The organism is Stieleria varia (assembly GCF_038443385.1).
Classification (GTDB): domain Bacteria; phylum Planctomycetota; class Planctomycetia; order Pirellulales; family Pirellulaceae; genus Stieleria; species Stieleria varia.
The window spans coordinates 3,935,545-3,950,763 of the sequence record NZ_CP151726.1; the positions used below are offsets into that span (position 1 = coordinate 3,935,545).

9 protein-coding genes are annotated in these 15,219 nt (G+C 51.7%); all 9 read left to right on the forward strand.

Translation table 11 applies throughout. From position 1 onward, the window contains the following. Positions 1–77: 77 nt before the first annotated feature. Positions 78–332 carry a MerR family transcriptional regulator gene (locus Pla52nx_RS12970; protein ID WP_146518427.1) on the forward strand — a complete coding sequence of 85 codons (255 nt, stop codon included), beginning with the start codon at positions 78–80 and terminating at the stop codon, positions 330–332. Continuing rightward, the gene (locus tag Pla52nx_RS12975) at positions 332–2,683 is read left to right on the forward strand and encodes an N-6 DNA methylase (RefSeq protein ID WP_146518426.1); all 2,352 of its coding nucleotides are present in this window, start codon (positions 332–334) and stop codon (positions 2,681–2,683) included. Before Pla52nx_RS12970 ends, Pla52nx_RS12975 begins: the two co-directional genes overlap by 1 nt. Positions 2,684–2,724: 41 nt before the next feature. Further along, the gene (locus tag Pla52nx_RS12980) at positions 2,725–5,334 is read left to right on the forward strand and encodes a type I restriction-modification system subunit M (protein ID WP_231741712.1); all 2,610 of its coding nucleotides are present in this window, start codon (positions 2,725–2,727) and stop codon (positions 5,332–5,334) included. Further along, complete coding sequence (locus Pla52nx_RS12985; protein ID WP_146518425.1) at positions 5,327–6,673, forward strand: restriction endonuclease subunit S; 1,347 nt, start codon at positions 5,327–5,329, stop codon at positions 6,671–6,673. The genes Pla52nx_RS12980 and Pla52nx_RS12985 overlap by 8 nt, the downstream gene beginning before the upstream one ends. Further along, the gene (locus tag Pla52nx_RS12990) at positions 6,666–7,547 is read left to right on the forward strand and encodes a GIY-YIG nuclease family protein (RefSeq protein ID WP_146518424.1); all 882 of its coding nucleotides are present in this window, start codon (positions 6,666–6,668) and stop codon (positions 7,545–7,547) included. Before Pla52nx_RS12985 ends, Pla52nx_RS12990 begins: the two co-directional genes overlap by 8 nt. Further along, positions 7,540–9,051: an ATP-binding protein gene (locus Pla52nx_RS12995; protein WP_145271349.1), complete on the forward strand. Its 1,512-nt coding sequence runs from the start codon at positions 7,540–7,542 to the stop codon at positions 9,049–9,051. Before Pla52nx_RS12990 ends, Pla52nx_RS12995 begins: the two co-directional genes overlap by 8 nt. Before the next feature lie 193 nt (positions 9,052–9,244). Next, entirely contained in the window at positions 9,245–11,080 is a 1,836-nt protein-coding gene (locus Pla52nx_RS13000; RefSeq protein WP_146518423.1) for a DUF262 domain-containing protein, read from the forward strand. A 2-nt stretch (positions 11,081–11,082) separates the two neighbouring features. After that, positions 11,083–14,532, forward strand: coding sequence for a type I restriction endonuclease subunit R (locus Pla52nx_RS13005; protein ID WP_146518422.1), 3,450 nt, complete (start codon positions 11,083–11,085; stop codon positions 14,530–14,532). After that, positions 14,529–15,218, forward strand: coding sequence for a M48 family metallopeptidase (locus tag Pla52nx_RS13010; protein WP_146518421.1), 690 nt, complete (start codon positions 14,529–14,531; stop codon positions 15,216–15,218). Before Pla52nx_RS13005 ends, Pla52nx_RS13010 begins: the two co-directional genes overlap by 4 nt. The last annotated feature ends 1 nt before the right edge of the window (position 15,219 follow it).

The following is a 15,219-nucleotide window of genomic DNA, read 5'->3' on the forward strand; positions in this document are numbered from 1 at the left end:
ATCGACAAGTGTAACGGAGTTTGGTAAGGTTGGCCAAGCACAGGCATAGCCCTTTCGTGGCAGGTGGAGACCGGCTCATGGACAGACTTAAAGACTTTTTGCGCATCTCAGAGGCTGCGGAGTATCTCGGCGTTTCGCCGAACACTCTTCGCAACTGGGAAAACGCTGGCAAGATCGCTGCACATCGGCATCCGGTGAACGGCTATCGGTTGTTCAAGCAGGAAGAACTCGATGCGTTGCTGCGACCAATCCAGTCCAGCGAGGCAGAGGAGCCGGATGAAGATTCCGGCGAGAAGAAAAGTAAACGTAAACCAACCAAAAAACCTCGGTAATGGGGCAACCGAAGGCGATGGAAAATACAGATTCAAAATCAACTGAGCCGCTGCAACATGAGCAGGATGGCGGCGATCTCAATGAGATCGAACAGAAACTCTGGAATGCCGTTGAGCGGCTTCGAATAAACTCCGGGCTGAAGTTCGATGAATATGCCAAGATGGTTCTTGGGTTGATATTTCTTGGTTACGCCAACAAGCAAGCCACGAAAGACGAACCATTTGGTGACGTAATCATCCTTCCGTCAGTTGCGAGTTGGAATCATTTGCTCGCCCAGCCCGACTCGCAAATTGGCGATGCGCTCAACAAGGCAATGGTTGCCGTCGAGTTCGAGAATCAACGGCTCGATGGGGTGCTAACGCAATCCGACTACAATCGACCACACACGCCTCCCCTTGCCGACCTGCTAAGGCTCTTCTCGGAGGCATCCAGTAACACAAGCGTCAACACATTTGCAAGTTTCTATGAGTTCTTCCTCGACCGATTTGCTCGTGCGTCGGGTGAGCGTTCAGGTGAGTTCTCGACACCACAGGAAATAGCGACCCTCCTGATTGAGCTTGTGAAGCCCCAGCAAGGGATGAGCGTTTATGACCCCTGTGTCGGGACGGCGGGCTTTTTGCGGGAAGCCATGCGATACGCCTCCCGATCCGAGCTAGGCGGTCATCGGCTTTCGTTGTTCGGACAGGAGATCAATCAGGAGATCCTGTCGATTGGCAGGATACACTTAGCTGTAAATGGAGAACTGGATGCTGACCTGCGCCTAGGCAACACGCTGATAGATGCTCGGCACACTGACCACGACCGGTTAATGCAATTCGACCGAGCGATTGCAAACCCACCGTTCTCAGTCTCGGTGCATGGAGCGGATCTCGAAGACGACCCATTTGGTCGTTTTCGATACGGAATCCCACCGAGAAGCACTGCCGACTTCGCCTTCATTCAGCACATGATTGCCGCTCTGAAGCCAGACGGAATCATGGCCGTTGTTGCTCCTCATGGCGTGCTGTTTCGTGGAGGTCGTGAGGGAAAGATACGCCAAGGAATTTTGGAGGATGACTTACTTGAAGCTATCATCGGCCTGCCACCTGCGCTTTTCTATGGGACAGGAATATCTGCGGCGGTATTGGTCATCAATAAGAGCAAGCCGCCCGAACGAGTTGGCAAGGTTCTCTTCATCAATGCGGATCGAGATTTTGAGCGAGAGGGAAAGCTGAACACGCTTCAACCCGAGCACATTAAACGCATTACAACCACTTTCGACGAGTATGCCGACGTTGAGCGATTCTCACGAGTCGTTGAGATGGACGAGATCCGGGCGAATTCTTTCAACCTAAACATTCCCCGTTACGCCGATTCGTCACCACTTGCCGGACTCGTCACTCAGTACGACAACTTTGCCAAGCATACCATCAAAGAATTGGCGGTCGAGGTTAACAGAGCAAAACGGGGCGGCGAATTTGAGGACAAACCGAATTCTGTCTATGTACCGATGACGGGTAAACGCTCGACCGACAATCTTGAAGAACTGGGTGAAAAACACGACCGATACTATCAGGTCGTTCTCAATGAACAGGCCATCAATTCATATGTGGCTCAGTTTCTCGGCACCTCCGTTGGCCAGCACGCTCTTTCGGTGATGACCGTGGGAAGCGTCATTCAGCGGCTCAGCAAAGATGACCTACACGAGTGTATCATTGCGGTGCCGGATCTTGAGACACAGCAGGAGATCGTCACAACGCACCGAAAGCTGTCGGCTCTTAAAGCAGCGATCAACGAGTTCGACCAAGAGTTGTCGCTAAATCCGACCGGCTTGACCGAATTCCAAAAGCAACTGGATTCGATGCTGTCTGTCATCGGCGGGTTATCTGAAGCAGACCACCTGCGAAGCATCATTCGTCAGGGCGAGTCAAAGACGGTCGAGTTCAAGGAGACATTCAGCCTCGATCTCAAGAAAGAAACGAAAGAGAAGTATATCGAAGAAGCTTCTCTCAAGACGGTCGTCGCATTCCTGAACTCTGACGGCGGCATACTGCTGGTGGGCGTCAGCGACGACGAGAAGATTGTTGGAATAGACGCTGAACTGAAGAAGTTTCACAAAGATGTTCTGGACAAGTTTCTGCTGCACTTTAAGAACACGATGCGACAACGAGTTGGTGAAGAATTCTATCCGTTCATCAATTATCAGATTGCTGAAGCAGAAGAACGAAGAGTATTGGTCGTCGAATGCAAGCAGGCGGAACGTCCCTGCTTTCTGGACGAGAAAGTGTTCTACGTCAGAACGAATCCAGCGACGGACAAGCTGGAGGGAACGAAGCAGTATGAGTACATAAAGCATCGATTTGGTGGTTGATTGAAGTCCGTGAATACACGACGTAATGATCAGGACGAAAAATGAGCCAGCAGACGATTGAATTTGAAATGGATGACAAAGCGAAAGCTAAGCCGAAGGCCAAGCCTGAAAAGCTGACGCTGGCTAAGTTGGAGCGGCGGCTGTTTGAGGCTTGCGATATTCTTCGTGGTAACATGGATGCTTCGGAGTTTAAGGAATACATCTTTGGGATGCTGTTTCTGAAGCGGCTGAGTGACCAGTTCGATCACGACCGGGAGAAACTGCGGCAGAAGTACACGAAGGACAAGCTGCGTGAGGATCTGATCAAGAAGCAGCTTGAGAACCCGGACAAGTACGACTTCTACGTTCCTGAGAAAGCTCACTGGAGCAAGATCAAGCACTTGAAGCAGTCCGTTGGTTCCGGGCTGAACAAGGCGTTGGCGGCTATTGAGGATGCCAACCCGGATGCGCTGCAAGATGTGTTGAAGGCGATCAACTTCAATCGCAAAGTCGGCCAGCGGACGATGGACGACAGCATTCTGATCGAGTTCATCCAGCACTTCGATGAGATCCCGCTGTCCAACGACGACTTCGAGTTTCCCGATTTGCTAGGAGCGGCTTACGAGTACCTGATCAAATACTTTGCCGACAGTGCCGGGAAGAAGGGTGGCGAATTCTACACGCCTGCCGAAGTCGTCCGCATGATGGTGCATGTGCTGGAACCGCAGGAAGGCATGAGCGTCTGCGATCCTTGTGCCGGTTCGGGCGGTATGTTGATCCAGTCACGGCATTATGTCGAAGAGATCGGCGGCAATCCCCGAGACCTCTCGTTGGCCGGTCAGGAATTGAATGGCGGGACTTGGGCTGTCTGCAAGATGAACATGATCCTGCACGGCATTCGCAGTGCCGACATCCGGCAGGGTTGCACGCTGAAGAACCCTCAACATCGAGACAAAGCGACGGGTGAGATTCGTCGGTTTGATCGAGTGATCGCCAATCCGCCTTTTGCTCAAAACGCTCCCAAGAAAGCCGATGTTGAATTCCCCGAGCGGTATCACACGTTCACGAAAGGCAAGAAGGCGGACCTGATGTTCGTGCAGCACATGGCTTCGTCGCTGAAGAGCGATGGCAAGTTGGCTGTGGTCATGCCGCACGGTGTTTTGTTTCGCAGCGGGGAAGAGAAAGACTGCCGCAAGCGGTTCATCAAAGAAGGCATCTTGGAAGCAGTCATCGGTTTACCTGCGGGGCTGTTCTATGGAACGGGCATCCCGGCCTGCGTGCTGGTCATCAACAAAGATGGGGCGAGTAAGCGGAAGAGCGTGCTGTTCATCAATGCCGATCTGGAATTCAAAGAGAGCAAGAACCAAAACTCGCTGCGGCCCGAAGACATCGAGAAGATCACGCACGTCTACCACAAACATCTGGACGTGCCGAAGTATTCTCGTAACGTGCCGATCAAGGAACTTGAGGACGAAGAATTCAACCTCAACATTCGTCGCTACGTCGATAACAGTCCGCCACCTGAACCGCATGACGTGCGAGCACACTTGCATGGCGGTATACCGTTGTCCGAGGTCGATGCACTTGGCCCATACTTCGACAACTACGCTGGGCTGCGAGAACTACTGTTTCAGCCACGAGACGAGAACTACCTCGACTTTGCCGAGGCGATCCAAGGCAAGGACGACATCAAGCCGTTGATCGAATCGGCGGATGGCGTTCAGCAGAAGCACAAGCAGTTTCATCAGGCACTCGATAAGTGGTGGAAGAAACACGTTAGCGAGATCGAGGCTCTGCCCGACAACAAGAACGTGTTTGATCTTCGGCGACAGTTTCTTGGCAGTTTGGGCAAGGCGTTGGTGCCGCAAGGAATTCTCGATCTGCATCAGGTTCACGGAGCCTTGGCCGCTTACATGAACTCTCTGGCGGCGGATTTCAAATCGGTAGCGGCGAGTGGTTGGGGGCCGGAACTGATTCCAGACGAAGACATCCTTCAATCACAGTTCCCTGAAGTGCTGGAAAAGATCGAACAGGATCACGCTCGCATTGCTGAATTGGAAGCGTTGTTTGCGACTGCCGATGCGAGTGAAGAGGGTGACGAGCCGGAAGAGTCTGAGGACGGTGTTTTGCCAAAGGAGTTGGTCAAATCGCTGAAGGCAGACAAGAAGGAGCTTACGGCCAAAGTCAAGCAGATCAAGAAGCATGTGAAGTCCATGCGTCAGGACGCTAAACGGATGGAAGAAGCGGACTATTCGGAAAGCGAGATCAACGAAAAACTTGCCGAAGCCAGTGACGACGAGGCGGAAGGGATCGAAGTTCAACAACAGATTGAAAAGATTGACGAACAATTGGCACGACACTCGGCGTTGGAAACCGAACTCAAGACGCTGAAGAGCGGCATCAAGGAAGTAGGGAAGCAACGAGACGAACTGGTTACTGCCGCCCGTTCCAAAATCAGTGTAGATGAAGCAAAGCAGTTGATCTTGGAACGGTTCCAGCGAGTTTTGAGTGAACGATACGATATGTACTTGCGACAGTACCAGCTTCTACTAACCAGTCAGATTGAAGCGATCTGCGGGAAGTACGCAGTCACTACAAAAGCGATTTTAGCTGACAGGGACAAAGAAGCCGTCCAACTCAATAAATACTTGAAGGAGTTGGGGTATGAGTGACAAGATCGGCAAGACCAATCGCCCGATTCCAGATGATTGGCGCATTGACTCCTTGAAAAGCGTTTCGCTGAACGGTGCAAAGAACGGTTTTTTCAAGAAGCCAGAACTCGTGGGAAGCGGTTACAAGCTCGTCAACGTGTCGGAGCTATACCAATCGTTCGGCATTGACACACGAGTTGAATCGGTGGAGCGAGTTGCCGCAACGCCAGCAGATCTAGCCAAGTATGGAGTTGAGAAAGGAGATGTGTTTTTTACACGAAGTTCGCTCGTCCTGAGCGGAATTGCAGCCTGCAACATCGTTCGGCAACTCTGGGAGCCAACGCTCTTCGAGTGCCATGTAATGAAGATGTCTCCAGATACAAGCAAAATGTTTCCCGAGTTTGTGGCGTATTGCTGCCGTGATTCCTACTCACGGCGATACCTCATGGCTCAGGCAAAACAGACGACGATGACGACGATTTCGCAGCCTGAGATTGAGCAGTTACCGATTCCGGTCGCCCCTCTACCTGAGCAGAAAAAGATCGCACGGATTCTGACGACGCTGGACAACTTGATTGAGAAGACCGAAGCGTTGATTGCCAAGTATCAGGCGATCAAACAGGGGATGATGCACGACCTGTTCACCCGAGGCGTGGACTCCAGCGGCCAACTTCGCCCCACCCAACAACAAGCCCCCGACTTGTACAAGCAATCCGAACTCGGATGGATTCCGAAGGAGTGGGATGAAGACACGCTAGGGAGTATTTGCAAGTGGATGAGCGGTGGAACACCGAGCAAGTCAAATGAAAGTTATTGGACGGGTGCGATTCCATGGGTAAGTCCCAAAGACATGAAGGTTTTTGAGATTTCAGACTCTGAAGATCACATCAGCGAAGAAGCCGCCAGAGTCGGTACTCGTCGAGTTCCTGCCGGGACCGTTTTGATTGTTATCCGAGGTATGATCCTCGCACATTCGTTCCCAGTTGCGATTACAACGAGAGATGTCACCTTCAATCAAGACATGAAGGCACTGAGCTTCGACGATACTGAAACTGCTCGATTCGTGGCCCATTGGTTCGTTACCCACAAAGCGAAAATGGTTGCTTTGGCCACGGCGTCGTCGCATGGCACGAAACGCTTCGACCTAGCCGATGTGTATTCGATACCCATCGGTATGCCAACGAAGGAAGAACGGGAGCGGATAGTTGAGCGCATTGACGTACTGGATTCAAAGCAAAAAGCCGAAGACCGATACCTGAGCAAACTCCGAACCCAAAAATCGGGCCTGATGCAAGACCTGCTCACGGGCATAGTTCGTGTGAAAGTCGATGAAGCCGAGGAGTTTGTTGCCAATGTCTGACTTCCTTCAACGACCGTTTTCAATTCGCATCTTCGTGCCAGACGGAGATCCCGATGGCCTGCGAATGGTCGAGAAATCGAACTGGACAGGGATCGGTGTTGTCTTCAAACGAACCGGCTACAAGCAGGTGGTCGGTCGGCCCGAGTTTGATCGCACGGGCATCTATGTGCTGGTCGGGTTCAGCGAAGACAGTGCGCTGCCCACGCTCTACATCGGTGAAGGCGATCCGGTCAAAGAGCGACTCAACCAACACTACAGCAAGAAAGATTTCTGGGACTGGGCGGTCTTCTTTGTCACCAAAGACACCAGCTTGAACAAAGCCCACGTCAAACATCTCGAATCCCGACTGCTGGAACTCGCCAAAACCGCCAAACAGTGCAAGCTCGACAACACCGGCTCCTCCTTGCCACCCACGTTGTCGGAAGCCGAACGTGCCGACATGGAGAGTTTTTTGCTGGATATCCTCAGCATCTTCCCGCTGCTGGGGCTCGGTGTCTTTGAGAAGACCGAAACAAAAAAGAAGCCCAAGAACTTGCTGTACATCGAAGCGAAGGGAATCAAAGCGACTGGCTATGAAGATGCAAAAGGTTTCGTCGTTATGTCCGGTTCCGAAATGGTGCTGCATGAGACCAACTCGATTCACAATTATCTGTCGGTGATGCGAAAGGATCTGATTGAGAAGTGCGTCGTTGAGTTGAGGTCAGATCGATACGTTTTCATTGAAGGCTATGCCTTCAGTTCGCCATCATCAGCAGCGGGGGTGATTAAAGGCGGTTCGGCAAATGGACGGGATGATTGGAAAGACAAGGATGGTGTGAGTTTGAAAACATTGCAGTCGGCTGCATCGACGAGTGAGGACGAATGCGATGGCTGAATTGCCAATCAACATCGAAGACTTGCTGCGACAGCGAACGGTCGAAGGTGAGCGAATCGAATACAAGACTGGTTGGAATCCGGCTCCGATCATGCGGACGCTGTGTGCCTTCGCCAACGATTTCGAGAACCTCGGTGGCGGCTATGTTGTCATTGGTCAGGACTGCGATGAATCAGGCCGTCCGGTTTTTCCTCCTGCTGGTGTGCCGGAGGATTCGCTGGATCGTATTCAACAGGAGTTACTGCGCTACTGTAACCAAATCCAACCACCCTATTTCCCGATCCTGAGCATCCAAACGGTCGAGAATCGGAATCTAATCGTGCTGTGGGCACCCGGTGGTCAGAATCGTCCTTATTCGGTGCCACGAGATGTGACGGCAAGCCACAAGGAAAAGCACTACTACATCCGCCGGTATTCGAGCACGGTGCAGGTGGTCGAGAACAGCGAAGATCAAAGAGAACTATTGAGTCTGACGGCTACCGTTCCCTTCGATGATCGGCAATGCCAACGGGCGACGATTGACGATCTGAAGATTTCGTTGATCCGTTCGTATTTGAATGAAGTTGGAAGCGATCTATTGAGCGAAGTGGATGAATTGTCGCTGGTGAACATCTGCCGACAGATGCAGATCGTTGATGGCGGCGACGAAGTGGTTCGGCCTCGGAATATCGGGGTGCTGTTTTTTAGCAATGACCCTGCAAAGTTCCTGCCCGGTGCTCAGATTGATGTCGTGATCTTTCCCGATGGGGCTGGCGGCGATGAATTGATCGAGAAGACGTTTGAAGGTCCGATTGATCAACAGATTCGTTCGGCGCTGCGGTATGTGCAAAATGAGGTGGTTGTGGAAAAGGTCATCAAGCTGCCGGATCGACCTGAAGCGAAGCGGTTTTTCAATTATCCTCTGGCTGCGATTGAGGAGGCTTTGGTCAACGCCATGTACCATCGTGGCTATGACACACCGGAACCGGTGGAAGTGCGAGTGAATCCTGATCGCATCGAGATCGTCAGCTACCCCGGCCCCGATCCGTCGATTCGGCCCGAGCATTTACGGGACGGCTTGGTGGTCGCACGGCGTTATCGAAATCGGCGGATTGGCGAGTTCTTTAAGGAGCTTGAACTCACCGAAGGGCGTGGAACGGGCATCCCGAAGATCAAGCGAGTGATGGTGTCCAATGGGTCGCCGGAGCCAAGTTTCAGCACCGACGATATCCGCAGCCATTTCTTGGTGGTGTTACCGATGCACCGAGAGTTCTCGATTGATTCTTCGTCTGATGAACTTTTGTCGCTATCGGCAATGGAATCGAACATTCTGGAAATTCTGGAATCGGGCGAGCTTGGCCGAAGTGAATTGGCGGATCGGCTGGGAGTGAGTAGCCGGGCGGGGTCAATGAAAAGAGCGATTGATCGGCTCATCGACGTGAAGCTCATCGAATTCACGCTCCCAGAGACGCCTCGAAGTCCGAATCAGCGGTTGCGTCTACCAGCCAGAAAGAGTGACTCATGACGTGTGATTGGCCCATGCTGGCCCATGCTGGCCCATGCTGGCCCATGTTCGGCCCAAGGTAAGAAACGATTAAAAACACGACGATTGAGCCTAATGGCAGGCAAAAGCTGGTGCAAACGAACAGAAGATCGAATCGAAACGGCTGAGGCCAAACCGAAACAAAATCAGGATCAAGTCGGAAAAGAATAGACAAATGGCAAGAATCGAAAATCACAAATACAGCATCGAAGAAGCATTCCGTGAGTGCTTTTACGTCGTCCCCGATTACCAACGTGAATATGTCTGGTCCGACAAGGAAGTTCAGCAACTTCTCGATGACATCAACGATCAGGTCGATGTTAGCTCCGACATGGAATACTTCGTCGGCATGATTCTCGTGTCACCGGGCGCTCGCAAGAATCAATTCGAGGTCATCGATGGTCAACAGCGGCTCACGACATTTTTCCTGCTGTTGTGTGCGATGCGGCATCGATTCAAGAGCAGTCCGCAGCACTACCAGCTTGTCAACGAACTGATCTCAACCAGTTACGCCACCAAGACAGGTGACATCGAAACGAGTTTGAAGCTGGACCCACGTTACGAGAACGCCAGCGAGTTGATGAAGTGCCTTGTGGAGCAAGATGATGTGCCGCAAAAGGTCAGTGCGGCAGTTCAGAGTAGCGGGATTCCACGGTTTGGTTCGCTAGACAACTTGCTGAACGCATACGGGACGATCTATCGGTATCTGGAAGACAACTACGAGGATGAAAAGGAACTCAAGAAGCTGTGGGGATTCCTTGCCAATAATGTTGTCTTCATCCAAATCTCAACCGATGTCAGTAGCGCACTGAAAATCTTCGAGACGATCAACGAGCGTGGCGTTGGTCTGAACCCAATGGACTTGCTGAAGAACTTGCTGTTCACAAATGTAAAGCTGGGCGAGTTCACAAAGCTGAAGAATGAGTGGAAGAAGATCACGGGACCGCTGGAAAAAGGCAAGGAAAAGCCGCTTCGATTCCTGCGTTACTTCCTGATGGCCAATTACAAGATCACGAACAAGGACTCGATTGTTCGTGAAGACCAGATTTATGATTGGTTCGTTGACAAAGAGAACGCCAAGCTGTGCGGCTACACGCAAGAGCCGTTTGTGTTTGTCAGAAAGATCATTCGCAATGTTGAGCAGTATCTCGACTTTGCCGAAGGTCGTGGGAACGACGGCAAAAGTAACACTCCAATGGAGAACCTGAAGAAGCTGTGCGGTGGTGCATTTAGTTTGCACTATGTGCTGCTGCTTGCTGTCTCGAACCTACCGAAACCTCTGTTTGATCATTTCGTTCAGCAGCTAGAGAGCTTTCTGTTCTATTACATCTTCACAAAGACACCGACGAAGGAATTGGAACGCAGCTTTTCCCAATGGGCCGACGAACTTCGGGCCGTCGCTGAATTGACGGATGAAAAGGAACAAAGGCAAAAGCTGAACGAGTTTATCGAGAATCGTTTCCAAGCCAGCATGACCTCGAAAGGCAAGGAGCTTCACGATGCTCTCAAACGGTACACCATTCGTTCGATGCAGCAGTACCGAACTCGTTACTTGCTCGCCAAACTCACGCAGCATGTGGACATGGCTTACAAGGGTGTGAAGACGCCGGGCAGTCTTCACGAGTACACGGTTTTGGAAATGGAACATATCCTGCCGAACAATCCAGAGGCGGATCTTAGGCAATCGTTCACAACTCAAAATCCGAATTGTGACTACGACGAGTACAAGGTTCGCCTTGGGAACTTCACGCTGCTTGAAAAGCCCATCAACATCGTGGCCAGTAATGGCTTTTTCGATGACAAAAAAGCTGAATACAAGAAATGTAAACACTACCTGACCAGCAGCATCGTTGAGCTTACTGAGGTCGGGAAGAACTCCAGCATCACACGGATTAACGAGAAACTAAAGCCGTTCACTGATTGGACGGCGGCGGGTATCGATGAGCGACAGGAGATGCTTGCCGAGTTGGTGAAGGATGTGTGGAAAACATCGTTGATTGAGGTTTCTTAAGCATGTCCGAGTACCACTTCGTCGAAAAACCGTTTCTCGATCAGTTGAAGCAACTGGATTGGGATGTCATCGATCAGGGGCCAGCGTTCCCAACTGATCCGGCGAAGAGTCTGCGCAGTAATTTCAGGGAAATCTTTCTGCGAGACAAGTTTTTCGAGAATGTGCGAAAGATCAACACCACGGAAGACGGGCAAGCTTGGCTGACAGACAAGCAACTTGAAGAGGTTTACGAGGACATTTCTGGCAGGACGACCGGAAGCCTCATCGAGATCAATGAAGCCGTTCAGCAGCTTCTCTATCGAACTCAGGTCGATGAAAACGAACTGACTGGCGAGCAATACCCGAACGTCCAACTGATCGACTTCCAAAATCCGCTCAACAACAGCTTTCTGGCGATCAATCAATTTCGCATCGACACGCCGAGTTGCGTCAAGTCGTGCATCATTCCCGACATCGTGTTGTTCGTGAACGGGATTCCGCTGGTTGTGGTGGAAGCCAAGGACATCAACCAGATCGAATCCAACCCGATGTACGAAGCGTTCCGCCAGTTGATGCGGTACAGTGGGCAACGGCAAGGCACTCACGACGCTGGACTGCGAGAGGGTGAGCCGAAGCTGTTCCATGCGAACCAGTTCATTGTTCGCACTTGCGGCGATCATTGCGAGTTCGGGACAGTCACCTCCACCGAAGAAGAATATTTCTACCCATGGCGTGACATCTACCCCGAGAATTATCGCACCTACGAAAAACCACTCGGGAAAGAACGGCAGCAGGAGTTGCTGATTCAGGGGATGTTGCCCAAGGAAACCTTGCTCGACATCGTGCGCAGTTGCACCGTCTTCATGGATGTGGGCAAGACTCGGGCCAAAATCGTCTGCCGCTATCAACAGTACCGAGCCATGCTGAAGATCATCGCCCGTCTTCGCAAAGGCGATACACCGATGGAACGGTCAGGCGTCATCTGGCATACGCAAGGATCGGGGAAATCACTTTCGATGGTGTTTGTCATTCGCAAGCTGCGAATGTGCGATGACCTGAAGGATTTCAAGGTTTGCCTGATCAATGACCGCCGTGACCTTGAACAGCAGCTTGGTGAAACGGCAACTTTGAGCGGCGAGAAAGTCACTTACATCACAAGCACGAAGGATCTGAAGGAGAAGCTTGCTACCGACACGTCCAATCTGAACATGATCATGGTTCACAAGTTCAACGAGGCTCAGAACAAGGATGTTCCCGATTACCTCGATGACGCTTTGGACATCCCTCAGTACGAAAACTTTGGGGTGGTCAACTCGTCCGAACGAATTCTGCTGATGATTGACGAGGCCCATCGGTCTCAGGCTGGTGATCTCGGCGACAACTTGTTCGAAGCGTTTCCGCAGGCGACTCGCCTTGCCTTCACGGGAACACCGCTCATTGCCGTGAAAGATGGTCAGATCGTCGGACAGAAGACGGCCAAGCGATTCGGCGGCTACATCGACAAGTACAAGTTGCAGGATGCCGTAGATGATGGTGCGACGGTCCAGATTCTTTACGAAGGTAAGACAGCCGATTCGGCCATCGACAAGAAACACGAGTTCGATACTAAGGTCGATGATGCTGCCCGGAAGCACGTCGAATCGCAGCTTCGGAAGGCAGAGAATGTCGCTGCGCTCAAGAGGATCGCTAAACGGGACGCCAAGCCGTTTGATGATCTGGTCAAGGAACGCACGGCTGAAGAGATATTGGCATTGAAACAGAAGTGGGGGACAACCGGCGACATCATGGAAGCCGATGAGCGCATCGAGGATATCGCCGAGGACCTCGTGAACCACTACATAGAGAACATCCTTCCCAATGGCTTCAAGGCTCAGGTCGTTTGCACGTCCAAGATGGCGGCGATCAAGTACAAGAAGTTCATTGACAAGGCTCTGGCTGCAAGACTGGCTTTCGAGGAAGCAAAACCACCCAAGAGTGTTTACGTTCGAGAACCCGAATCATCGCTTCATGCCGAAGGTTCGACTGAGGGTTTGATGATCGCAGCCGAATCGCCCGCATTATCCGAATCGGGGTGTCGAGACGACGAGTTGTGTAAGCAGATTCGATTGCTGCAATCTGTTGTCGTGATTTCCGGCGATGGGACCAACGAAGCTGCCGTGATCACTGCCGCTCGCAAACACGCCCGAGAAGTGAATGCGGTCGATAACTTCAAACGAGCCTTCAACTACGATGATCCCGAAAAGGTCAACACGGGAATCGCCTTTTTGATTGTCTGCGACATGCTGCTTACCGGCTTCGATGCACCGGTCGAACAGGTTATGTACATCGACAAGAAGGTGAAGAATCACAATCTGCTGCAAACCATCGCCCGAGTGAACCGGATCGCCAAGGGTAAGAGCCGTGGCTTCATTGTTGACTACATCGGATTGTCGAACCACTTGAAGGACGCACTTTCAATTTATGCGTCCGAGGATCAAAAAGACCTCGAAGAGTCACTTCAGAACATCAGCGTCGAACTTCCCGTTCTTCAGGATCGTTACCGCCGCTTGATCAATCTGTTCGTGGACAACGGCGTCAAGAACATCGAGGATTTCGTCGAGCAAAAGATAGGCAATCGGACAGAGGAATTCGCTGCTCTGGAAAAGGCCGTCGAGTGCATGGAGGACATCAAGCAGCGGTCGAACTTCGAGGTGTACTTCAAGAAGTTCATGCAAAGCATGGATATCATTCTCCCAAACGCCGCAGCGAATCCCTACAAGATCCCAGTCAAACGGTTCGGGTATATCTTCGTGCGAGTCAGGGATCGCTACAAAGATGACACTCTGACGATTTCTGGCGCTGGCGAGAAGGTGAAGAAGCTGATCGACGAACACCTGATCAGCCTCGGCATCAATCCGAAGATCCCGCCTGTCGAGTTGTTTTCATCTCAGTTCATTCAGGAAGTCGAGAAGAACACTTCGCCGAAAGCCAAGGCGAGCGAAATGGAGCACGCCATTCGCAAGCACTGTAAGGTGAAGTTCGACGAAGATCCCGCTTTTTATGCGAAGCTGAGCGAAAAGCTGGAAGCCCTGATCAAACAGCACAAGGACAACTGGGATCAGTTGGTCGGCGACTTATTCGGTCTTCGAGGCGAAGCAGAGGCGGGACGCAAAGAGGAAATCGAGGGCGTGAGCGCTGAGGCGGCTCCGTTCTACGATCTGGTTGGTCAACTGGCTTTCACCGAGAAGTCCGTTCCTACTGATTGTGCTGACACAGTGAAACAACTGGTGTCAGATGTGATTGACCACTTGCAGTCCAATATTGACATCATCGACTTCTGGAACCGCCCCACCGAAGTCAGCCGTCTTCGTGGCGAGTTGTCCGATTTGATGCTGGCAACAGGCGTCGATCAAGTAATTGAGAATGCTGACAAGCTGGTTGCCGAGATTACACAGCTTGCGAAGAACCGAGAAAGGGACATTCTCAAGCCATGAGGACTTTCAAGGACATCGAGTACACGCTGAAACGCAGCGACCGAAAGACCGCCAGTATCTATATCGAGCGGGACGGTCAGGTGTCTGTTCTTGTGCCGAAGGGACTTTCCAAAGCTCGCATCGAAGAACTGCTCGAATCCAAACGCAAATGGATTTATCGCAATCAGGCTGAGTGGCACGATCTCAACGCCACAAGGGTTCAACGGGAGTACGTCAACGGCGAAGGCTTTCTTTACCTCGGCCGCACCTACCGTTTGAAAATCGTCGATCAACAGGATGAGCCGTTGATGCTCAAGAACGGATACTTCTGCCTGATGTCCACCAATGGCTCAGCCCCGGATGCGGACACTGTTTTCAAAGAGTTCTATCGAACCAAAGGCAAGGAACGCATCCCAGAACGTGCCGCATTTTTCGAGCGACGAATGGGAGTCAAATCCAAAACAATCACGGTCATGGAGTTAAAGAACCGCTGGGCTTCTTGCACACCGGGAGGAAAGCTGAATTTTCACTGGAAGTGCATGATGGCCCCATCAACCGTTCTTGATTACATCGTCGTCCACGAACTCGCCCATTTGATCCACGCCAATCACACCGAAGCATTTTGGAACGAAGTAGACAAAGTGCTCCCCGACTATGGCGATCGGAAAGAATGGTTGAGGATTCATGGGGCGGGAATGGATTTGTAGC